Annotated in this window: 22 protein-coding genes and 2 pseudogenes; 9 read left to right on the top strand and 15 right to left on the bottom strand. The window is 56.3% G+C overall.

The genetic code is table 11. The features are described from left to right. Positions 1-2: 2 nt before the first annotated feature. The 4 genes from PUZ33_RS01175 to nasR form a co-directional block, all read right to left on the bottom strand. Positions 3-791: an ABC transporter ATP-binding protein gene (locus tag PUZ33_RS01175; RefSeq protein WP_013096250.1), complete on the bottom strand. Its 789-nt coding sequence runs from the start codon at positions 789-791 to the stop codon at positions 3-5. Between the two features lie 9 nt (positions 792-800). Then, positions 801-1,682, bottom strand: a complete 882-nt coding sequence (gene ntrB / locus PUZ33_RS01170) for a nitrate ABC transporter permease (RefSeq protein ID WP_023620817.1) — start codon at positions 1,680-1,682, stop codon at positions 801-803. Positions 1,683-1,684: 2 nt separating this feature from the next. Further along, positions 1,685-2,932, bottom strand: coding sequence for a CmpA/NrtA family ABC transporter substrate-binding protein (locus tag PUZ33_RS01165; RefSeq protein WP_058680129.1), 1,248 nt, complete (start codon positions 2,930-2,932; stop codon positions 1,685-1,687). A 228-nt stretch (positions 2,933-3,160) separates the two neighbouring features. Next, entirely contained in the window at positions 3,161-4,345 is a 1,185-nt protein-coding gene (gene nasR / locus PUZ33_RS01160; protein WP_058680130.1) for a nitrate regulatory protein NasR, read from the bottom strand. Between the two features lie 72 nt (positions 4,346-4,417). Here nasR and PUZ33_RS01155 point away from each other — a divergent pair, with 72 nt between their 5' ends. From PUZ33_RS01155 to PUZ33_RS01145, 3 genes are all read left to right on the top strand, one after another. Next, positions 4,418-4,771, top strand: a complete 354-nt coding sequence (locus PUZ33_RS01155) for a DsrE/DsrF/TusD sulfur relay family protein (RefSeq protein ID WP_058680131.1) — start codon at positions 4,418-4,420, stop codon at positions 4,769-4,771. A gap of 106 nt (positions 4,772-4,877) precedes the next feature. Then, positions 4,878-6,662, top strand: coding sequence for a methyl-accepting chemotaxis protein (locus PUZ33_RS01150; RefSeq protein ID WP_020690904.1), 1,785 nt, complete (start codon positions 4,878-4,880; stop codon positions 6,660-6,662). Between the two features lie 212 nt (positions 6,663-6,874). Beyond that, on the top strand, positions 6,875-7,114 hold the full coding sequence (locus tag PUZ33_RS01145; protein ID WP_013096243.1) for a DUF1883 domain-containing protein: 240 nt from the start codon (positions 6,875-6,877) through the stop codon (positions 7,112-7,114). A 41-nt stretch (positions 7,115-7,155) separates the two neighbouring features. On the opposite strand, the gene PUZ33_RS01140 is transcribed toward PUZ33_RS01145, so the two are convergent. Both PUZ33_RS01140 and chaB read right to left on the bottom strand, forming a co-directional pair. Next, on the bottom strand, positions 7,156-7,851 hold the full coding sequence (locus PUZ33_RS01140) for a gamma-glutamylcyclotransferase (RefSeq protein ID WP_013096242.1): 696 nt from the start codon (positions 7,849-7,851) through the stop codon (positions 7,156-7,158). Between the two features lie 177 nt (positions 7,852-8,028). Beyond that, positions 8,029-8,259, bottom strand: a complete 231-nt coding sequence (chaB, locus tag PUZ33_RS01135; RefSeq protein ID WP_013096240.1) for a putative cation transport regulator ChaB — start codon at positions 8,257-8,259, stop codon at positions 8,029-8,031. A gap of 270 nt (positions 8,260-8,529) precedes the next feature. On the opposite strand from chaB, the gene chaA reads away from it, so the two are divergent. After that, positions 8,530-9,630, top strand: coding sequence for a sodium-potassium/proton antiporter ChaA (gene chaA / locus PUZ33_RS01130; RefSeq protein ID WP_013096238.1), 1,101 nt, complete (start codon positions 8,530-8,532; stop codon positions 9,628-9,630). A 115-nt stretch (positions 9,631-9,745) separates the two neighbouring features. Here the strand turns inward: chaA and kdsA are convergent, their stop codons facing one another. From kdsA to hemA, 7 genes and pseudogenes are all read right to left on the bottom strand, one after another. Further along, on the bottom strand, positions 9,746-10,600 hold the full coding sequence (gene kdsA / locus PUZ33_RS01125) for a 3-deoxy-8-phosphooctulonate synthase (protein ID WP_013096237.1): 855 nt from the start codon (positions 10,598-10,600) through the stop codon (positions 9,746-9,748). 36 nt (positions 10,601-10,636) lie between these two features. Continuing rightward, on the bottom strand, positions 10,637-11,446 hold the full coding sequence (sirB1, locus tag PUZ33_RS01120) for an invasion regulator SirB1 (protein ID WP_013096236.1): 810 nt from the start codon (positions 11,444-11,446) through the stop codon (positions 10,637-10,639). A 3-nt stretch (positions 11,447-11,449) separates the two neighbouring features. After that, positions 11,450-11,592: pseudogene (locus PUZ33_RS01115) on the bottom strand (siroheme synthase); the annotation flags it as partial. Positions 11,593-11,715: 123 nt separating this feature from the next. Then, positions 11,716-11,808, bottom strand: a pseudogene (locus PUZ33_RS01110) (siroheme synthase); the annotation flags it as partial. Beyond that, the gene (prmC, locus tag PUZ33_RS01105) at positions 11,784-12,614 is read right to left on the bottom strand and encodes a peptide chain release factor N(5)-glutamine methyltransferase (RefSeq protein ID WP_058680132.1); all 831 of its coding nucleotides are present in this window, start codon (positions 12,612-12,614) and stop codon (positions 11,784-11,786) included. The gene prmC and the pseudogene PUZ33_RS01110, both read right to left, overlap by 25 nt. Next, positions 12,614-13,696 carry a peptide chain release factor 1 gene (gene prfA / locus PUZ33_RS01100; RefSeq protein ID WP_013096233.1) on the bottom strand — a complete coding sequence of 361 codons (1,083 nt, stop codon included), beginning with the start codon at positions 13,694-13,696 and terminating at the stop codon, positions 12,614-12,616. The genes prmC and prfA overlap by 1 nt, the downstream gene beginning before the upstream one ends. 41 nt (positions 13,697-13,737) lie before the next feature. After that, on the bottom strand, positions 13,738-14,994 hold the full coding sequence (gene hemA / locus PUZ33_RS01095) for a glutamyl-tRNA reductase (RefSeq protein WP_013096232.1): 1,257 nt from the start codon (positions 14,992-14,994) through the stop codon (positions 13,738-13,740). Positions 14,995-15,195: 201 nt separating this feature from the next. Between hemA and lolB the strand changes: the two genes are divergently transcribed. From lolB to dauA, 4 genes are all read left to right on the top strand, one after another. Then, complete coding sequence (lolB, locus tag PUZ33_RS01090) at positions 15,196-15,807, top strand: lipoprotein insertase outer membrane protein LolB (protein WP_023620826.1); 612 nt, start codon at positions 15,196-15,198, stop codon at positions 15,805-15,807. Beyond that, on the top strand, positions 15,804-16,673 hold the full coding sequence (gene ispE / locus PUZ33_RS01085) for a 4-(cytidine 5'-diphospho)-2-C-methyl-D-erythritol kinase (protein ID WP_058680133.1): 870 nt from the start codon (positions 15,804-15,806) through the stop codon (positions 16,671-16,673). The genes lolB and ispE overlap by 4 nt, the downstream gene beginning before the upstream one ends. Before the next feature lie 127 nt (positions 16,674-16,800). Next, on the top strand, positions 16,801-17,748 hold the full coding sequence (prs, locus tag PUZ33_RS01080; RefSeq protein WP_003856663.1) for a ribose-phosphate diphosphokinase: 948 nt from the start codon (positions 16,801-16,803) through the stop codon (positions 17,746-17,748). Between the two features lie 245 nt (positions 17,749-17,993). Continuing rightward, a complete protein-coding gene (gene dauA, locus PUZ33_RS01075; RefSeq protein WP_058680134.1) occupies positions 17,994-19,673 on the top strand; it encodes a C4-dicarboxylic acid transporter DauA in 1,680 nt (559 codons plus the stop codon). Here dauA and PUZ33_RS01070 read toward each other — a convergent pair. After that, positions 19,659-20,717: a MerR family transcriptional regulator gene (locus tag PUZ33_RS01070; RefSeq protein ID WP_058680135.1), complete on the bottom strand. Its 1,059-nt coding sequence runs from the start codon at positions 20,715-20,717 to the stop codon at positions 19,659-19,661. The two genes, dauA and PUZ33_RS01070, sit on opposite strands and share 15 nt — an antisense overlap. A gap of 124 nt (positions 20,718-20,841) precedes the next feature. Continuing rightward, positions 20,842-21,117: a stress-induced protein YchH gene (gene ychH / locus PUZ33_RS01065; protein ID WP_013096227.1), complete on the bottom strand. Its 276-nt coding sequence runs from the start codon at positions 21,115-21,117 to the stop codon at positions 20,842-20,844. A gap of 273 nt (positions 21,118-21,390) precedes the next feature. Between ychH and pth the strand changes: the two genes are divergently transcribed. Continuing rightward, positions 21,391-21,975, top strand: a complete 585-nt coding sequence (gene pth, locus PUZ33_RS01060; protein ID WP_013096226.1) for an aminoacyl-tRNA hydrolase — start codon at positions 21,391-21,393, stop codon at positions 21,973-21,975. Positions 21,976-22,052 lie beyond the last annotated feature (77 nt).

Here is a 22,052-nt window from a genome sequence, read left to right as displayed (position 1 = left end):
CACTACGCCGCTTTGGGCTGTTTTTCATAGAGGAAATGGAGGATCTGCTGGCGCATGTGGTGGTAGCGGCTGTCGTCCGCCAGCTGCACCCGGTTACGCGGACGCGGCAGGTCAACCTCCAGGATTTCGCCGACGGTCGCCGCCGGGCCGTTGGTCATCATCAGCACGCGGTCAGAGAGCAGCACCGCTTCGTCCACGTCGTGGGTGATGAGCACAATGGTGGTGTTGAGCGCCTGCTGGATTTGCATCACGGAGTCCTGCAGATGGGCACGCGTCAGGGCATCCAGCGCGCCAAACGGTTCATCCATCAGCAACACTTTCGGCTTCATCGCCAGCGCACGGGCAATGCCCACGCGCTGCTTCATACCGCCTGAGATCTCCCCCGGGCGTTTATGCAGGGCGTGCCCCATCTGCACGCGATCGAGGTTGTGTTCAATCCACTCACGACGCTCCGCCTTGCTCATGGTGTGGCGGAACACCTGATCGACCGCCAGCGCAACGTTGTCGAAACAGGTCAGCCACGGCAGCAGGGAGTGGTTCTGAAAGACCACCGCACGCTCCGGTCCCGGACCCGCAATTTCACGGTTGTCACAAATCAGTCCCCCTTCCGTCGGCAGGGTGATCCCGGCGATCAAGTTCAGCAGCGTTGATTTGCCGCAGCCGGAGTGGCCAATCAGGCTCACAGTTTCCCCTTCGTGGATATCAAACGAGACGTTCTGCAGCGCCAGAAATTCTCCGCTGGCGGTAGAAAAACGCTGGCTTACGGCCTGGACCTGAATGATTGGTTTCATGTTCGCTCCTTATTTTTCCTGCCAGCTAAAGCGACGGGCGATCAGCATCAACCCCTGCTCCAGCAGTAACCCGACCACGCCAATGATGACGATGGCGATGAGAATGTTTTCGACGTTGAGGTTGTTCCACTCATTCCAGATCCAGAAACCGATCCCTAAGCCGCCTGTCAGCATTTCGGCGGCGACAATCACCAGCCAGGCGATACCGATGGAAAGACGTACCCCGGTCAACACCGCCGGCAGCACCGCCGGGAAGAGGATCCGACGCAGAATGGTCCACTCAGAAAGCTGCAACACGCGGGCGACATTGAGGTAATCCTGCGGAATACGGCGTACCCCTTCGGCGGTGTTAATCACCATTGGCCAGATCGAACAGATAAAAATGGTCCAGCTGGAAGCCGGCTCTGCTTTCTGGAACAGCAGCAGGCCGATAGGCAGCCAGGCCAATGGGCTGACCGGGCGCAGCAGCGCAATCAGCGGGCTGAACATGCGTGAGAAAAAGGTGAAACGGCCAATCAGAAAACCGAGCGGGATACCGACTAACGCGGCCAGGCCAAAGCCCACCGCCACGCGCTGCAGGGAGGCAAGCACGTTCCAGCCGATCCCCATGTCGTTTGGTCCGTCGCGATAAAACGGATCGGCAAACAGGGTGATGGCAGAATCCAGCGTGCTCAGCGGCGTCGGAAAGCCTTTGCTGTTGATTGCCGCCAGTTGCCAGAGCACCACCAGCAGCCCCAGCCCCAGCAGCGCCGGAACGATACGCTGGAGCACATCGTTAATCCGGCGGGCAATCGCCGGAGGACGACGGCGAACCTGAACCGGTGGCAGGGTAATCACCTCGCCACTCACCGGCGTCTCGTGTTTTGCTTTCGTGCTGTGCAGATGCTGCATAATCAGGCCCCTTTACGGTGAATAGCGAAGCGGTTGGCATAGCCTTCAGGATCGGTACCGTTCCAGACGGTGCCGTCCATCAGGGTGCTACTGCGTAGTGGTGAAGTCGGTGTGGTAATGCCCCCCACCGCGGTGGCGGCATCCTGCCAGACCGCGGTCTGGTTAATGCGCTGCGCGATGCCCGCGTAGTCCGGCGAGGCTTTAAGCAAACCCCAGCGGCGGAACTGGGTTAAGAACCACATGCCGTCGGAGAGATACGGGTAGCTCACAGCCCCCTCGTTGAAGAAACGAATCGGATGCGCGTCCTGCCAGCGCGTGCCCACCCCGTTGTCGTACTCACCCAGCATCCGTCCGGTGAGGTACTGCTCTTTGGTGTTCAGCCATGCGCGACGCGAGAGGATCTGCGCCGTTTCACGTTTGTTTTCCGGTGAAGCGTCGATCCAGCGCGCGGCTTCCAGTACTGCGCTCACCAGCGCTCGCGCGGTGTGCGGATTTTTCTCCACCCAGTCGCGACGGGTACCGAGGATTTTTTCCGGGTGGTCAGCCCAGATAGACTGCGACGTTGCAGCGGTAAAACCGATGCGATCGTTAATGGCCCGGGCATTCCACGGCTCGCCGACGCAAAAGCCGACCATATTGCCAATACGCATGTTCATGACCATCTGCGGCGGCGGCACCACCACGGTGCGAACATCGTCAAACGGGTTAATGCCCGCACTGGCCAGCCAGTAATAGAGCCACATGGCGTGCGTGCCCGTCGGGAAGGTATGCGCGAAGGTGTACGTGCCCGGTGCCTGCTGACCAATCAGTTTCTTCAGCCCGTCGAGATCGCGAACGCCCTTCTCTGCCAGATCGGCAGAGAGCGTAATCGCCTGGCCGTTCTGGTTGAGGGTCATCAGATTCGCCATCTGCTGTGGCTTACCGGCGATCCCCAGTTCCAGTCCGTACAGCAGACCGTAAAGAATATGCGCCGCGTCCAGCTCCCCCGCGACTAACTTATCGCGCACGGCCGCCCAGCTCGCCTCTTTGGTGGGCACGATGGTAATGCCATGCTTTTTATCGAACCCTTTCAGCGCCGCGATGACCACCGGAGCGCAGTCGGTCAGCGGGATAAACCCGATGCGCACCGTCTCCTGCTCGGGTTTATCCGAGCCTGCCGCCCACGCGGCCTGCATGACACCCGGTAACAACATTGCACTGCTCGCCAGCACGCTGGCCTGCAAAAACCGCCGTCTCGACAAATCCGCCATGACCACTCCTGAAAAAAAGACAAAAAAAAGCGCCCGACAGTGCCGAAGCACCGCTGGACGCCTTTATCCCGAAGACTGATGCACCGCCGTTGGCGCACCGTCAAAATTGGTTACTGAATTAATGCAAAGCTAATGCCAGGTTTTAATGCCTTGTTTTTGTGGCTTTTGCCCCACTGGCTCTGCAAAAACGCACCTCAATCAGGCACAACGTGCCCACTGATTGTGCAGCTACTCCTTAGGAGTTAGCTGCCATAACCGCTTCACGGTGAGCAGCGCACGGGCGATATCCACCATGCGCTGATTCTTGTCCATCGCCATTTTGCGCAGCGCCGTCCACGCCTGTTCCTCACTCATATTGTGGTGGGTCATCAGCACGCTTTTGGCTTTATCAATGGTCTTGCGCTCTTCCAGCGTATCGCGCAGCGTCGCGAGCTGGCGGGAAAGCTGTTCTATTTCACGAGCCTGCTGGCGAACCAGCGGCAGCAAAGGTTTGTCCGGATAAAGCGCGAGCGGATCGTCATTCTCATCGGCACTTACCGGATGTTGAGGGTCATGATGGATACGCTCATCAACCGCCAGCATCAGGTCGGCGATAACCATCTCCTCCAGGGTGCGCAGGTGCTCAAGACGCGACGTTTGCAGGGCGAACCAGTTCAGCGCCGTATCGCCATTATCCGCAGCAGGCTGGCGGGTACAGGCCACACGCCGGAGTTGCTCCGTCTCGCGGTCGGGCTGGCAGTCCCGGGAAAAGGTGCTCTGCACATCCGCCGGGCTGTGGCTTAAAAAGATCTCAAAACAGGCCTGCTGCCCGTCAATGCGATCCACCAGCCTCTGGCGGGTGACATCATCAAAAAAACCCTGCGTGAAGCCGATAGCCCCCAGCGCCCGCTCTTGTCCCGCCAGCTCTTTGCCCTGCATCAGGCTGTACAGGGCAACAAAACGCCCCGCCAGTTGCGGATCGTCAATACTGTCGTTGAGCTGCGGCACGATACTGAGCAGATGGCGAAGCATGCGACAGTAATGTTCCATCGCCTGCGGGGCGGTAACGGTTTGTTGATTCACCCCTTCTCGCAGGGCGCGGAGTGATTCAAGGCTCTGCAACGCAGCGGCGATGCGCTCACATACGGCGCTGCCCGGCACTGGGGAGTGTTTATCCAGAATGCCATACAGTATAGTGAGATTTTCATCCACCAGCGCCCGGCTGGCTTTGCATTCGGGGGCATAGAGCTTACCCTGTGAGCAGAGCCAGACGTTTGATGCACCGCGCTCGCACTGTAGCATATGCACCAGTTGGCTAATGCCATTCACCAGTACGCCCAGCTGTGCCAGCTTGCTGAGCTGCTCCTGGCGCAACGCTTTTGCGCGCTGGAGCCATTCGGTTGCACCCGACGAATTGCCAGCCATTAATGTCATGCTTACTCTCCCGGATAACCCTACCTGGGAGAATCAAGCAATATTCGTGCCTTAATATAAACAGGAGTTAACATGCAGAAGATTGTGATCGTCGCCAACGGGGCGGCCTACGGCAGCGAATCCCTTTTTAATAGCCTGCGTCTGGCCATAGCATTGCGCGATAACGCGAGCGAGCTGGATCTGCGGATCTTTTTGATGTCCGACGCGGTCACCGCTGGCCTGAAAGGCCAAAAACCGGCAGAAGGCTACAACATTCAGCAGATGCTGGAGATCCTGACGGCGCAAAACGTGCCGGTTAAGCTCTGCAAAACCTGCACCGACGGGCGCGGTATCACCGGGCTGCCGCTGATTGACGGCGTGGAAATTGGCACACTTGTCGAGCTGGCCGAGTGGACGTTAGCCGCCGAAAAAGTATTAACTTTTTAATAATAAACCCGTAAAAATATTATTTTCTTATGGACGCGGTTTCAGCATCAAGTTTACCTGCGGGGTTGCCGATAGGCATGGAAACAACACAGCAGGTATTTCACTTATGTTCAGATCGATTCGTGCTCGCATCATTGCCGCGACGACAGGCTGTCTGGTCGTCGCCCTTCTTCTCAATACCGTCATTAATTTCCAGGTCACGCGCCAGGATAATCAGCAGTCGCAGCGTGACATTCTGACCAGCACCAGCGCCAGCCATAACATGGCGATTGCCGACTGGGTGAAAAGCAAAATGACGGTCATTACCTCCGCCCAGAGCGTGGCGCTGAGTGACGACCCGGTACCGGTCTTTAAACAACTCGCCCAGGCGGGAGGCTTCACCAACGTCTATGTGGGCTATGCCACTAAAACGGCGAAATTCTCTGAGCCTGCGGGCGTGCCTGCGGATTATGACCCGACCATTCGCCCCTGGTATCAGCAGGTGGTCAGCCAGGACGGACCGGTGGTGACCGCGCCTTACGTGGACGCCGGAACCGGAAAACTGGTGGTAACTTTTGCGGTACCGGTAAAAGAAAACGGGACCCTGAAAGCGGTGGTGGCGGGCGACGTGGCCATGGATAGCGTGGTGGCTAACGTGCGCGGCATTCACCCGACCCCGGCCAGCAGCGGGTTACTTCTGAACAGCGACGGCAGCGTTATCGCCGCCAACGATCCGGCCCTGACGTTAAAACCGTTTGCAGAGACCATTACCGGCACCGATTTAGCGACCCTGAAAAGCGGTGAACCGGTTGATGGCACATTTGACGGCGGTGATAAAACCCTCGTCGCCACGGCCGTTCCGGGAACAAACTGGATGCTGGTGGTCGCGCTCGACAATAACGACGCCACCTCCGGCATGCGCTCGCTGCTGAAAGCCTCGGCACTCTCGCTGGTGATCCTCGCCCTGCTGAGCGGCGCGCTTGTCCACATTCTTATTGCCCGCCTGCTCAAGCGATTGTCCGATATCCGCGACGCGATGCATAACATCGCCAACGGTACCAACGACCTCTCCCAGCGCCTGCCGGAGAGCGGTAACGACGAAGTGGCGCAAATCGCCCAGGCGTTTAACGCCTTTAGCGATAAGCTCTCGGTGGTGATGATCCAGCTGCGTGACGCCAGCGCCTCGGTGAAAAATGCCGCCCAGGAGATTGCGGCTGGCAATCAGGACCTCTCCGGGCGCACCGAGCAGGCAGCCTCCAGCCTGCGTGAAACCGCCAGCGCCGTAGAGCAGATCACCGCGTCGGTGACTCAGTCAAATGAGTCCGCGGCAGAAGCGAATGAACAGGCCAGTAAAGCCTCCGCTGCGGCCTCACGCGGCGGTGAGGTCGTCTCTCAGGCCATCAGCACCATGCAATCCATTGAAGTGGCTTCGGCAAAAATTGGCGATATCACCAGCGTGATTGACGGCATCGCCTTCCAGACCAATATCCTGGCGCTGAACGCCTCGGTGGAAGCGGCGCGCGCCGGTGAGCAGGGCCGCGGATTTGCCGTGGTGGCAGGCGAAGTGCGTAACCTGGCGAGCCGCAGCGCCCAGGCGGCGAAGGAGATCAAATCGCTTATCGACTCCACCACCGACAGCGTGGCAACCGGCTCCCGCTATGTACACCTGGCCGGGGAAAGCATGGATGAGATCCGCGCCAGCATCGGCAGCGTCTCGGGTATCATGCGTGAAATTTCCATCGCCACCAGCGAGCAGATGAAAGGCATCCATGAGATCAACCATGCTGTCACGCACCTCGACAGAATGGTGCAGCAGAACGCTGAACTGGTGGTGCAATCCGCCGCAGCCGCCAGCGCCCTGCAGAGCCAGGCGGGCGACCTTGCTGAAACTGCCGGACATTTCCGCATTTAATTTTCTTCTGGCGCGCCTTCACCGTGTAAATGCGCTCCAGCTGAATGCTTTCAGGTATTTTGTCATTTTTGTTTAAACGTTATGCCATTTTTTGATCAAAATCAGCATCCCGACGCTCCCCCTTTGGTGTTATGCCATGAGTGAATTGTGAACAACATCACGCTCGGAAATGGCAGCAGGGAGAGCGTTGTTTAAGACTACGGGGTAAATAAATGGCACTGGTAAAAACAAGTTTGAAACTGTTTGGCGGGGATACGGTAGTGGTGCGTTGTTCAGAGCGCTGCCGTATTCATTTGATGAGTGCGAAGGCACAAAAACAATCGCAGGCAGATATCCTGACCGTGCAGGATGATAAGGCGTGGCTAACCGTCCCTTATACCGGCACATGGGATGTCCTGATTGACAGCCATAGTCAGTCACTCGAACACTCAGTCAGCTACGTGGCCGCTTAAAAACAGACGCCCGGTCTGCACTCTCGCAGCCGGGCGTATTATCAGGCAAAACCCGGACGCAGCGGGTTATTCAGCGGATTTCCTTCCAGCAGTGCTTTCACCTTCGCTACCAGCTCATTCAGACACTCGTCCTGCATGCCGAGGCGCGTCAGTTCCTGATCGAGTGAAAACAGATACTGCGCGTTTGTGCCGAGCGGTCCACTGGCCGCCGCAATCAACGGCGCGATCACCTGCGTGCGGGTATCCGCTTCATACAGGGGATGGCGCGGATCCATAATAAACACCAGCGCGTTGACGGTGCGTCCGTCATCAAGTTCCAGCTTGCACCAGCTTGGCATATAGCAGCCGGTGATCATCTCGCGCTTCCAGAGCAGCGTCAGCTCCTCTTCGAGGGTGGCATCCGGCAGGCGATACGCCACCCCCGTGGTGCGTCCGCCCTCTTTCAGTGCAAGCATACGTCCCGGCTGACAGGCACTTCCGCGTCCGGCGGTTAATCGCAGACAAAATGCGCGATGCCACCCCGGGAGCGTACCTGTCGCCGATTCGACAAATTCCAGAGCCGGGTTCCACATCAGCGAACCGTAGCCAAAAATCCATACCGGGCCATCATCCGGGCGGCAGGCAAGCGTGGCAGCGAGCGATGCCGCACGTTGTTCAGCTGACCAGAGAAGCGATTCCTCAATAGCACCAAATGCCGTCTTACAATCTGCCTTCATTAAGAAATCACGCGTTAACACTTTACACCTCCGCCACTGCATGCTTCCTTGCGACATCTGTAATTCACCTTCCCGGCATTATCTACTGGTCATTTTGCCAGCAGTTGAATAACGATAAGCAATTCGCGGGCCAGTTGCAATACAACGGCAGTTCAACCGCCTGAAAAGTCAAAATGAAGGCAGCTTATTATTTTACGGCTATTTCTTTTTATGCCATTTATCATCGTCTCCTTTCTCGTAGTCATGTTTTACTGCCGCCCAGGCCACTTTATGCGCCGTCTCTTCCCGGCTGGCATCGTCCCGACGATCGTCTTTATCTTTGTATTGATCCCAGGCGCTGTTAAACGCCTCTTTATAGATATCCTGCGCATGTGCGGGCAGTACGTTTTGCACGTTATCGGGTAAATCGCGTTTCGTTTTATATGGCATCACTAACCTCTCTTTTGCTTAAAAACATAAGTGTGGGCGACGATGCTGCAAGCTGCCAGTCGTGGATCAATTTTGAAGAATTAATTAAGTTAATTACATGTTATTTAATATGTATTAATCAAAAATATGACATTATGGATATCAGGAGACTTAAAACAGGATTAGGGTAAAATTAAGTAAAATATAAAGGGTATTTAACAGAGATCTGTTAATGTAATGACCTCAAAATTCTATCTATAATTACAAGCACCTGCATTGATGGAGAAGCACATGACAGCAGCACACGAGGCGGTAAAAACCCGCCACAAGGAGACGTCGCTCATTTTCCCGGTTCTGGCACTGGCTGTGCTGCTCTTCTGGGGAAGCAGTCAGTCACTGCCAGTGGTGGTTGGTATCAATATTCTTGCGCTGGTAGGGATTTTAACCAGTGCCTTTAGCGTGGTTCGCCATGCCGATGTCCTGGCCCACCGTCTGGGCGAGCCGTATGGATCGTTAATTCTCAGCCTTTCCGTTGTGATTCTTGAGGTCAGCCTCATTTCCGCGCTGATGGCGACCGGCGACGCCGCACCAACCCTGATGCGCGATACGCTCTATTCCATCATTATGATTGTGACCGGTGGTCTGGTGGGCTTTTCACTGTTGCTGGGCGGCCGTAAGTTCGCCACCCAGTATATGAACCTGTTTGGCATTAAACAGTATTTGATCGCCCTGTTCCCGCTGGCGATTATCGTGCTGGTTTTCCCGATGGCGCTGCCGGGAGCAAACTTCTCTACCGGTCAGGCGCTGCTGGTCGCATTGATTTCCGCCGCCATGTACGGCGTGTTCCTGTTGATTCAGACCAAAACGCACCAGAGTCTGTTTGTGTACGAGCATGAAGACGACAGCGACGACGATGACCCGCACCATGGCAAACCATCTGCCCACAGCAGCGCGTGGCACACGGTTTGGCTGATCGTACATCTGATTGCGGTTATCGCCGTCACCAAGATGAACGCCAACCCGCTGGAGACACTGTTAACCGAGATGAATGCCCCGGTGGCGTTTACCGGCTTCCTGGTGGCGCTGCTGATCCTCTCGCCGGAAGGGCTGGGCGCGCTGAAAGCGGTGCTGAACAATCAGGTACAGCGCGCCATGAACCTGTTCTTCGGCTCGGTACTGGCGACCATTTCGCTTACCGTTCCGGTGGTGACGCTGATTGCCTTTATGACCGGTAACGAGCTGCAGTTTGCGCTGGGGGCGCCGGAGATGATTGTGATGGTTGCATCACTGCTGCTGTGTCAGATTTCGTTCTCAACCGGGCGCACCAATGTACTCAACGGCGCGGCGCATATGGCGCTGTTTGTGGCGTACTTAATGACAATTTTTGCGTAGCCTTTTTGCCCAGCGGCGCTTCGCTTGCAGGGCCTACGGGTTTTGTAGGCCGGGTAAGCGCAGCGCCACCCGGCAATATGTCCCATAAAAAAACCCGCCGAAGCGGGTTTTTTTATTAGTTGCTGGTATCCAGCTCGTCGAAGCTCTTCACCAGATCGTCAATCGCTTTGATCTGTTTCAGGAACGGCTCCAGTTTGTCCAGCGGCAGCGCGGATGGACCGTCGCATTTCGCATTCGCCGGATCCGGGTGCGCTTCAATGAACAGACCCGCCAGCCCGGTCGCCATACCGGCGCGCGCCAGTTCGGTCACCTGCGCACGACGGCCGCCAGACGCGGCACCAAACGGGTCGCGGCACTGCAGAGAGTGGGTCACGTCAAAGATCACCGGAGACTGGTTAGAGACGTTTTTCATCACGGTGAAGCCGAGCATATCCACAACCAGGTTGTCGTAACCGAAGTTGGAACCACGGTCGCACAGGATAACCTTGTCGTTGCCGCCTTCGATAAACTTATCGACGATGTTCCCCATCTGGCCAGGGCTCACGAACTGCGGCTTCTTCACGTTGATGACCGCACCGGTTTTGGCCATCGCTTCCACCAGGTCAGTCTGACGAGCCAGGAACGCTGGCAACTGAATAACGTCAACCACGTCAGCCACAGGCTGCGCCTGAGACGCCTCGTGAACGTCGGTGATCACTTTCACGCCAAAGGTCTGCTTCAGTTCCTGGAAAATTTTCATCCCCTCTTCCAGGCCCGGGCCACGGTAGGAGTGAATGGAAGAGCGGTTGGCTTTGTCAAAAGAGGCTTTAAACACGTACGGGATGCCCAGCTTCTGGGTCACGGTCACGTAGTGCTCGCAGATACGCATGGCGAGATCGCGGGATTCCAGCACGTTCATACCGCCAAACAGCACGAACGGCAGGTCGTTTGCCACGTTGATATCACCAATGCTAACCACTTTTTGTTTCATAGGATCGCCTTATTCAGGTGTGAATCGGAATTAAGATTAATGCAGTGTAATTTGTTTGTGCGAGATCGCGTTGATCTGCGCGCGAATCATTTCGCTGATCGGGTCTTCCGGGCATTGCTCGACGAAATAGCTTAAATCGTTCAGCGCCACATGCTCACAGTCGAGCTGGGCATAAATCAGCCCGCGGTCGCGAATTTCGTACGGGTCTTCCGGATTAAACTGCAGCAGCACTTCGCTGGCGCGCAAGGCCAGCTCCATCTGCCGCTCTTCCATCAGCGCAGATTTCAGCGTATCCAGCAGCTTGCGAATAACCTCGGCGTTATCGGCCTCGTCGAGATCTTCGTTAAAGAGCTCGGCCACCGGGCTGATATTACCTTTCAGCCAGACATCCAGCGTATGTTCATCCAGCGTATCGCCGTTAAACGGATTGATTAACCACATCTCCCCGTCCAGCCACTCGGCACGCAGGATCATCTGCGTCGGGAAAATGACCGGCACCAGTGGAATATCCAGACGGTGCGCGATCCACAGCAAAATAGAGCCCAGCGCAACGGCGCTGCCCTGACGATTTTTTAAGACCTGGTCCAGCCATAATGCGTCAGACAGGCGATACACGCCACGCGTGTCGCAGAAACCCCACTCGCCGTAGAAAAGCTCCAGCAGCTTTTCCAGTTGCCAGTCCTGCGGACGCGCCTGATTGATCTCTTCGCGCGCCAGGCTGACCAGACTCTCCAGCTCATCGTAGACATACTGCGACGTAAAATCGTCGCGAATCATCTCCGAAATCAGGATCATGCCATCGCAGAGCGGCACTTTATTAAATTCGAAATCGGCTAAGGACCTCATGACTTACCCCAGTAACGGTATTCTAGTGGTGGCGAGTTTAATGATGATGTACAGCACCACCAGACCCAGCAGAAAGGCGATAAACCCGACCTGCTGGCTGCGCGGACGACGACGTCCAGGCGCGATAAAACCCAAAACGATATATACCCATCATACTTCAAGCTGCATGCGCGTTGGCTGCGCTCGCTCACCTCAGTCACATAGTTAACTATGCTCCTGAGGACTCGCTCTCTTGCCGCCTTCATGCAACTCGAATTATTTTGGGTATAGATGATAACGCCAAACAGCTTTTCAGTCAGCCATGCGCCTTTATCAGTAAATGGCAGATAACCTGTTTTCACTGCCACTGCCCCAGCGTCAGACGCTCGTTACCGCCGTAGTCGCGGCAGGTCTCGACAGCAGCATAACCCGTCTGCCTGAAGAGCCCACGCACCGCCTCCCCCTGCGTCCAGCCATGCTCCACCAGCAGCCAGCCGCCGGGCAGGAGATGTTGTCGTGACGTTGTCACAATGTGTTCCAGATCGGCCAGCCCTGCATTACCTGCGACCAGCGCCGTCAGCGGTTCAAAGCGAACATCCCCCTGCGCAAGATGCGGGTCATGTTCGTCAATATAGGGCGGATTACTGACAATCATCGCGAACGTCTGCTTCTCCAGCGCACTGAACCAGCTGCTTTGCTGCACGGTCACATTAGTCACGCCCAGTCGCTCAACGTTACGCTGCGCAAGTGCCACCGCGTCGGGCATCACATCGACAGCCGTTACCGCGCAATCGGGCCGCTCGGTGGCGAGCGCCAGCGCGATTGCGCCAGTGCCCGTTCCGAGATCGAGAATGCGGCTGGCCACTGCGGGTAACCGCGCCAGCGCCTGCTCCACCAGACATTCGGTGTCGGGACGCGGGATCAGCGTCGCCGCTGAGACGAACAAGGGTAACGACCAGAACTCGCGCTCCCCGACCAGATGCGCCACCGGCTCGCCGGTTTTACGGCGGGCGAGCAGCGCGGCCAGTTGCGCTTCCTGCTCTACGGTCAGTTCGGTTTCACCGAAGGCCAGCAGATACGTGCGGGCTTTTCCCGTCACATATTCCAGCAAAATTTCGGCGTCGCGCTTCGGGCTTTCACTGTCAGGGAGCGCGCCGGTGGCCAGGCGTAACCAGCTCTGAAAATCCATTATTCCTGCTCGGACAATGCCGCCAGCTGGTCGGCCTGGTATTCCTGCACGATAGGCTCAATCAGCATATCGAGCTTGCCTTCCATCACCTCATCCAGACGGTATAACGTCAGGTTGATGCGGTGGTCGGTCACGCGGCCCTGCGGGAAGTTGTAGGTACGGTTACGGTCGCTACGATCGCCGCTGCCCAGCAGGTTACGACGGGTTGACGCTTCCGCCTGCTGCCGTTTTGCCATTTCCGCCGCGTGAATACGCGCACCCAGCACGGACAGCGCTTTGGCTTTGTTTTTATGCTGAGAACGTTCGTCCTGACACTCCACCACAATGCCGGTTGGCAGGTGGGTAATACGGATGGCGGAGTCGGTGGTGTTAACGTGCTGACCACCCGCCCCGGAAGAACGGAAGGTATCAATACGCAGATCGGCCGGGTTAATGTCTGGCAGTTCCGCTTCCGGCAGCTCTGGCATCACCGCAACCGTGCAGGCTGAAGTGTGAATACGGCCCTGCGACTCGGTCGCCGGTACACGCTGCACGCGATGGCCGCCGGACTCAAACTTGAGACGGCCGTACACGCCGTCACCGCTGATTTTGGCGATCACCTCTTTAAAACCGCCGTGCTCGCCTTCGTTGGCGCTCATGATCTCCACGCGCCAGCGACGCGATTCGGCGTAACGGCTGTACATGCGGAACAGGTCTCCGGCGAACAGTGCCGCCTCATCACCGCCCGTTCCGGCGCGGACTTCCACAAACGCATTACGCTCGTCGTCTGGATCTTTCGGCAGCAGAAGCACCTGCAGCTGTTGCTCCATCTCTTCTGAGCGCGCTTTGGCATCCTGCAGCTCTTCCTGCGCCATTTCGCGCATTTCAGGATCGTCGAGCATCATCTGCGCGGTTTCGATATCTTCCTGAACCTGTTGCCAGTCGGTAAAGCATTTTGAAACATCACTTAACTGCGCATATTCACGCGACAGTGCGCGAAAACGTTCTTGGTCCGCAATGGTCCCGGCATCGCCGAGCAGCGCCTGGACTTCTTCATGGCGCTCGTGCAGAGCTTCCAGTTTAGCGACGATAGAAGGCTTCATAGGCGTAAGTGCACCTTGTAATAGAAAATGGGTATAGAGCGCTATTCCAGCCCGAGGCTGTTGCGCAGAATAGTCAGGCGTTCATCGTCCCCGTCACGGGCAGCCTGCTGGAGTGATTTGGTTGGTGCATGGATCAAGCGATTGGTCAGTTTCCAGGCCAGATCCTGCATAATAGCGTGTGCGTCGCCGCCCTGTTCCAGAGCTGCTAACGCTTTGGCAGTCAGGTCATCACGCACCTGCTCCGCCTGACCGCGATATTCGCGGATGGTCTCGCTGACGCTTTGCGCGCGCAGCCAGGCCATAAATTCACTGGCTTCCTGCTCGACAATGGTTTCCGCCTGCACCGCTGCCGCTTTACGCTGGGCAAGGTTGTGCGAAATGATGCTTTGCAGATCATCCACGCTGTAGAGATAGGCGTTGGCCAGTTTGCCGACCTCCGGTTCGACATCACGCGGTACGGCGATATCCACCAGCAGCATTGGCTGATTACGACGGGATTTCAGCGCGCGCTCTACCATCCCTTTACCGATAATCGGCAGCGGGCTGGCCGTCGAGCTAATGATGATGTCCGCCTCTTTCAGACGTTCGTCGATCTCGCTCAGCGCAATCACCTCGGCCCCGACTTCGTCTGCCAGCACCTGCGCACGCTCGCGGGTGCGGTTAGCGATAACCATCTTTTTCACTTTATGCTCGCGCAGATGGCGCGCCACAAGCTCAATGGTTTCGCCCGCGCCGACCAGCATCACGGTGACGGTCGACAGGGATTCGAAAATTTGACGTGCAAGGGTACAGGCCGCGAACGCAACAGAAACCGCACTGGCACCAATGTCGGTTTCGGTTCGCACACGCTTCGCCACGGAGAATGACTTCTGGAACATACGCTCCAGCTCGCTGGCTTTCAGATGCCCTTTTTGCGAATCCGCAAACGCTTTTTTTACCTGACCGAGAATTTGCGGCTCGCCCAGCACCAGCGAATCCAGACCACTCGCGACACGCATAAGATGGCTCACCGCATCGTTATCCTGATGCCAGTACAGGCTCTTACGCAGCTCGTCTTCGTTGAGATTGTGGTAGTCGCATAACCAGCGGATCAGCGCTTCATGCAGGTTATCCTGCTCTTCCACGCTTAAGTAAAGCTCGGTACGGTTGCACGTCGAGAGCACCACCCCGCCCTGCACCATCGGTTGTGCAAGCAGGCTATCCAGCGCCAGGTCAAGCGTATCCGGCGAAAACGTGACGCGTTCTCGCAGCGAAACCGGGGCGGTTTTGTGGTTGATGCCGAGTGCTAATAGGGTCATGTTGAGCGGGAGTAGTACCAGCGTTAATAAGGTTAGCAAGACGCATCATACAGGATGCGCGAGATCAATAAAAGAGACTGCCCCCTTTCGGAGTAATAGGTTACTCAACGCTTTGAGATAATTTGAACGTAGACGGTGACACCCTTCAACGCTAGCATTAACAGTTATAACTGCAACGTATCTCAAGGATTTGTCCTCATTATGACCCGACTGATTCGCCTGCTGCCGCTGGCAGCACTGGTTCTGACCGCATGTTCTGTCACTCAACCAAAAGGCCCGGGCAAAAGCCCTGACTCACCACAGTGGCGTCAGCACCAGCAGGACGTACGTAATTTAAGTCAGTACCAGACCCGCGGCGCGTTTGCTTATCTCTCTGACGAACAAAAGGTTTATGCCCGCTTCTTCTGGCAGCAAACGGGGCAAGATAACTACCGCCTGCTGCTGCTGAACCCGTTGGGCAGTACCGAGCTGGAGCTTAACGCTAAGCCGGGTGAAGCGCAGATCACGGATAACAAAGGCCAGCACTACACCGCCACCGACGCGGAAGAGATGATTGGCAAACTAACCGGAATGCCTATCCCGCTGAACAGCCTGCGCCAGTGGATCCTGGGCCTGCCGGGTGACGCCACCGACTACACCCTGGACGATCAGTACCGTCTGAGCCAGGTGAACTACACGCAGAACGGTAAAACCTGGAAAGTAATGTACAGCGCCTATGACAGCAACAGTAAACCGTCGCTGCCATCGAATATGGAGCTGACGCAGGGTAGCCAGCGCATCAAGCTGAAAATGGACAACTGGATCGTTAAATGATGACCCACTGGCCCTCTCCGGCAAAACTTAACCTGTTTTTATATATCACCGGCCAACGTGCTGACGGGTATCACACCCTGCAGACGCTGTTTCAGTTTATCGATTATGGCGACACGCTCTCGATTGAGCTGCGTCAGGACGGGCAGATCTGTCTGCTGACGCCGGTGGAAGGCGTAGCGCATGAGGATAACCTGATCGTGCGCGCCGCGCGTCTGCTGATGAACGCAGCGGCTGACACCGGGCGCTTGCCCGCCGGGAGCGGTGCGGATATTCGCATTGAGAAGCGTCTGCCGATGGGCGGTGGGCTGGGTGGCGGTTCATCCAATGCCGCGACCGTCCTGGTCGCCCTGAATCATCACTGGGGCTGCGGATTGTCAACGGATGAACTGGCCGCGTTAGGGTTAACGCTGGGGGCGGATGTCCCGGTGTTTGTGCGCGGTCATGCAGCATTTGCTGAAGGGGTGGGTGAAATCCTCTCCCCGGTTGAACCGCCGGAAAAATGGTACCTCGTAGCCCATCCAGGCGTCAGCATTCCGACTCCGGTCATCTTCAAAGATCCTGAGCTGCCACGCAATACCCCGGCGCGGTCAATAGAAACGTTATTAAATTGTGAATTCAGCAACGATTGCGAGGTTATCGCAAGAAAACGTTTTCGCGAGGTTGATGCGGCGCTTTCCTGGCTGTTAGAATACGCGCCGTCGCGCCTGACTGGTACAGGGGCCTGTGTCTTTGCTGAATTTGACACCGAATCCGCCGCTCGTCAGGTGCTTGAGCAAGCGCCGGATTGGCTGCATGGTTTTGTAGCCCGCGGGATGAACATCTCCCCTCTACAGCAGACCATTCTGGCGCAGACTGAGTTTCGGTGACAACGTCACCCTGTTCCAGACGTTGCATCGCGCTCTTTAATACACCGCCTGGATAGCATTTCGCCTGGCCCCGCACAGTTTGCGGCGAACGCTATCCACCACTGGACGCATGCCTGAGGTTCTTCTCGTGCCTGATATGAAGCTTTTTGCTGGTAACGCCACCCCGGAACTAGCACAACGTATTGCCAACCGCCTGTACACTTCCCTCGGCGACGCCGCTGTAGGTCGCTTTAGCGACGGCGAAGTCAGCGTACAAATTAACGAAAATGTACGCGGTGGTGATATTTTCATCATCCAGTCCACCTGTGCTCCAACGAATGACAACCTGATGGAATTGGTTGTTATGGTCGATGCCCTGCGTCGCGCTTCTGCAGGCCGTATCACTGCTGTAATCCCTTACTTTGGCTATGCCCGCCAGGACCGTCGCGTCCGTTCCGCGCGTGTGCCAATCACCGCTAAAGTTGTCGCGGACTTCCTGTCCAGCGTTGGCGTTGACCGCGTACTGACCGTTGACCTGCACGCAGAGCAGATTCAGGGCTTCTTCGACGTCCCGGTTGATAACGTATTCGGCAGCCCAATCCTGCTGGAAGATATGCTGCAGCTGAACCTGGACAACCCGATTGTGGTTTCTCCGGACATCGGCGGCGTGGTACGTGCCCGTGCTATCGCTAAGCTGCTGAACGATACCGACATGGCAATCATCGACAAACGCCGTCCGCGCGCTAACGTTTCTCAGGTGATGCACATCATCGGTGACGTTGCTGGCCGTGACTGCGTGCTGGTTGACGACATGATCGATACCGGCGGTACGCTGTGTAAAGCCGCTGAAGCGCTAAAAGAGCGTGGTGCCAAGCGCGTGTTCGCGTACGCGACTCACCCGATCTTCTCCGGTAACGCGGTAAACAACCTCCGTAACTCCGTCATTGACGAAGTTGTGGTATGCGATACCATCCCACTGAGTGACGAGATCAAGGCACTGCCAAACGTGCGTACCCTGACCCTGTCCGGGATGCTGGCCGAAGCGATTCGTCGTATCAGCAACGAAGAATCCATCTCTGCAATGTTCGAACACTAATCGAACACGGCCGAAAAACCCGCTGCGGCGGGTTTTTTTGTTTCTGATATTTATTAATGCTCTAAATAATTCGGGTTGCAGGAAGGCGGCAAGTGAATGAATCCCAGTCACTTACTTAAGTAAGTGACTGGGATGAATGAACGCAGCCAACGCATCTGCAGCGCGAAGTATGACGAGCAATGATTAATGCCTCCTTCACCTGCCATTGATATGACAGATGATGCGCATACGGATGATAGATAATTGTGAAAAACATCACTTCCTCACATGTTCTGCCCTTTCGCGCCCTCATCGACGCATGCTGGAAAGAGAAATACACCTCGTCACGCTTTATCCGTGACCTGATTGCCGGGATCACCGTTGGTATTATCGCCATTCCGCTGGCCATGGCGCTGGCGATTGGCAGCGGCGTGGCTCCACAGTATGGCCTGTATACCTCGGCCGTCGCCGGGATCGTGATTGCCCTCACGGGCGGTTCGCGTTTCAGTGTGTCCGGCCCTACCGCTGCTTTTGTGGTGATCCTCTATCCGGTATCACAGCAGTTTGGTCTGGCAGGCCTGCTGGTTGCCACGCTCATGTCTGGCCTCTTTTTGATTCTCTTTGGCCTGGCCCGCTTTGGCCGGCTGATTGAATATATTCCCCTTTCCGTAACGCTGGGATTCACCTCCGGGATCGGCATCACCATCGGAACGATGCAAATTAAAGATTTCCTGGGGCTGCAGATGCCTCACGTTCCTGAGCACTATCTGCAGAAAGTGGGGGCACTGTTTATGGCACTGCCCACGGCCAACATAGGCGATGCCGCCATCGGGATCGTTACGCTGGGTACGCTCATCGTCTGGCCGCGCTTAGGCATTCGTCTGCCTGGCCACCTGCCCGCGTTGCTGCTGGGCTGCGCGGTGATGGCCATCGTCAACATGTTTGGTGGTCATGTCGCCACCATCGGCTCGCAGTTCCACTATGTTCTGGCGGACGGTTCTCAGGGCAGCGGTATTCCCCAACTGTTACCGCAGCTGGTTCTTCCCTGGGACATGCCCGGCTCCAGCTTTACCTTAAGCTGGGATTCGCTGCGCGCACTGCTGCCCGCCGCCTTTTCAATGGCGATGCTGGGGGCGATTGAATCTCTGCTCTGCGCCGTAGTGCTCGATGGCATGACCGGTACCAAGCACAAAGCCAACAGCGAGCTGGTCGGCCAGGGCTTAGGTAACCTCATCGCTCCGTTCTTCGGCGGTATTACAGCCACCGCGGCTATCGCCCGTTCTGCGGCCAACGTGCGCGCGGGTGCAACCTCACCGGTTTCAGCGGTTATCCACTCCCTGCTGGTGATCCTCGCGTTGCTGATCCTCGCGCCGCTGCTCTCCTGGCTGCCTCTCTCCGCCATGGCCGCCCTGCTGCTGATGGTGGCCTGGAACATGAGCGAAGCGCATAAGGTGGTGAACCTGCTGCGTCGCGCACCGAAAGACGACATCATCGTCATGCTGATCTGTATGTCGCTGACCGTGCTCTTCGATATGGTGATCGCCATCAGCGTCGGCATCGTGCTGGCCTCCCTGCTGTTTATGCGCCGGATCGCGCAGATGACGCGCCTTTCCCCGGTAAACGTGGAGGTGCCTGATGATGTGCTGGTGTTGCGGGTAATCGGTCCGCTGTTCTTCGCTGCGGCGGAAGGCCTGTTCAGCGATCTGGAATCCCGCATTGCGGGCAAACGGATTGTGGTGCTGAAATGGGATGCCGTACCGGTGCTGGACGCCGGTGGGCTGGACGCCTTCCAGCGCTTTGTAAAACGTCTGCCGGAAGGCTGTGAGCTGCGGGTGAGTAATCTGGAATTTCAGCCGCTGCGCACTATGGCGCGCGCTGGCGTGCAGCCGATCCCTGGCCGCCTTGCCTTCTATCCCAACCGCGACGCCGCGTTAGCGGATCTGTGATTCATCTGATGCGGAGAAACGTCTCTGCATCATTATCCCTATCGCCTGCTGGAGCCATTCAAGCACAGCAGGCGTCATCCACGTCCCTTTCATCAGATGCGGCTCCTGCTGCATAGCAGCGCGAAACTTTTGCTGCGTCTCAGGGTTTGTTCCTGCGTATGACTGGAACAACGCCAGCCAGGTTTCAGCCAGCTTTTGCGCCTCGTCAGAGGTGGGATCGAGATTTTCCCGCTGCGCCTGGTGCAGCTTCGCCACCAGCGGCGGCCACTCCATCATGCGGTCAAAGTAGTGTTTCTGGGTAAAAGCCATCTCATCGGCAGAGAGATATTTTTCCCAGATGACCAGCTTCGATTCGGCAAACGCCCGCGTGATGTAGTCGGTCATCTCTGCGGTGATGCCCGTTTGCTCACGCATTTGCGGTTCGACGCTGTGCATCTCGTTCAGCCGGGTGAGAAACTCCGGCTTGCCGGCAGTGTCCTGCTCCAGGCGCTCCATCCAGCGCGTCGCGAGATCCATCGCCCGCGGGTCAGAAACGGGTATGTGCTGTTCCAGCAGCGTGTTGGCCTCGGTAACCAGCCCTGACCATACAGCCGCCAGCGCATCTTTCTGCACCGCAAACGGCAGTTGCTGTAACTCTTCTTTGCTAAACCAGCGATCGTACATATTCATTAACTCCAGAGTCTGTAGCCAGGATTCCAGATCGGGCGTTTCATCGCCGGTAAGCCCGGTGCGCAAGTCCACCAGCCTGTCACGCAGCGTGTTAATGCTGCGCAGCTGTTTATCCAGCAAACTGATTTGCGCATCGAGGAGTTCCGTTAACGAAAGCGACTCCTGCTCCAGAAAATCCCTGATTTCAGCAAGCTCCAGCCCCGCTTTTGCCAGTGCCTGAATCATATGCAAGCGCTGTACATCCGCCAGATTATAAAGCCGGTAGCCTGCCGCGCTTCTGGCAGAAGGCAGCAATAACCCTGTTTGCTCATAGTGATGCAATGTGCGCACGGTGATCCCAGCGCGTTTTGCCAGTTTACCCACCTGAATCAACATAACTGCTCCTTTTATTTTGCCAGTGACGCCACTCTGGTGCCTTACGTTACGTGAGGGTCAACCCCTCAGGCAAAAAAAAACGACTCCATCTGGAGTCGTTTCAGTGTTCTTTATTCTATGCGCACTAGCTGTGCTTATGCTGGTCGCGGCGGCAGCGTTTGTCGTAATGGCGCACCCACCAGTATTTATCACACACTTCCTCATGACCGCTCACACGCGCCCCGGCGAGCCACAGTACCGCCCCCAGGAAGATGCTCAATACCGCACCATGCGCGAAGTATTGTGGGAGATCAAGCTGCGGCAATTGGTTTAAAATTGAATAACCCACACCGGCTACCATCACGAACAGCCCCAACCCCATCAGCACGTTACCGAGTAACGAAGCGTTTTTGCGTTTCATATGTCACCTCCGGAACTTTGGGTTGTAGGGAATAAGTCCCTATTCCTTGTGTGTAAAGTATAGACAACGCCACTTTTATGAGTTGCGTGAATGATCACAATTACAGATTACTCCCAAACAAAAATTTACAAATAACGCATTGAACAGCTTGAAATTCTAATTGTTCAAATAAGTAATTATTCGTATTTCGCTGTTAAGGTCGCAGAATTTTGTCAAGCGGCGCGCCAGACAGTAAACTACGCGCCAGATCTGGAACCCATTAGGAATTGAATCGTGACGATTAAACTGATTGTCGGCCTCGCCAACCCAGGCGCAGAGTACGCTGCAACCCGCCACAATGCCGGGGCCTGGTACGTTGATCTGCTGGCCGAACGGTTACGTGCTCCCCTGCGTGAAGAACCAAAATTCTACGGGTATACCTCACGTATCAATCTCGCCGGTGCGGATGTGCGCCTGCTGGTGCCTACCACCTTTATGAACCTGAGCGGCAAGGCCGTGGCGGCAATGGCAACGTTTTATCGCATCAATCCGGATGAGATTCTGGTTGCTCACGATGAGCTGGACCTGCCGCCAGGGGTGGCAAAGTTTAAACTGGGCGGCGGCCATGGCGGACACAACGGTCTGAAAGATATCATCAGTAAGCTGGGTAATAACCCGAATTTTCACCGTTTGCGCGTAGGAATCGGCCATCCGGGCGATAAAAACAAAGTTGTTGGTTTTGTGCTGGGTAAGCCCCCGGTTTCTGAGCAGAAACTGATTGATGAGGCGGTAGACGAAGCGGCGCGCTGCACTGAAATCTGGCTCAAAGATGGGTTAACCAAAGCGACAAACCGCTTACATGCTTTCAAAGCGCAATAATCTGCCCGATACGGCATTTTTACCGCGCGGTAGGCGGGTTACGTGTATAATAGGCGTAGTTATTTACTTTTCATCAG

Source organism: Enterobacter cloacae complex sp. 2022EL-00981 (assembly GCF_028737495.1).
GTDB classification, from domain to species: domain Bacteria; phylum Pseudomonadota; class Gammaproteobacteria; order Enterobacterales; family Enterobacteriaceae; genus Enterobacter; species Enterobacter cloacae.
Note: the sequence above shows the minus strand (reverse complement) of the source record. Positions and strands in the feature narration are given on the sequence as shown.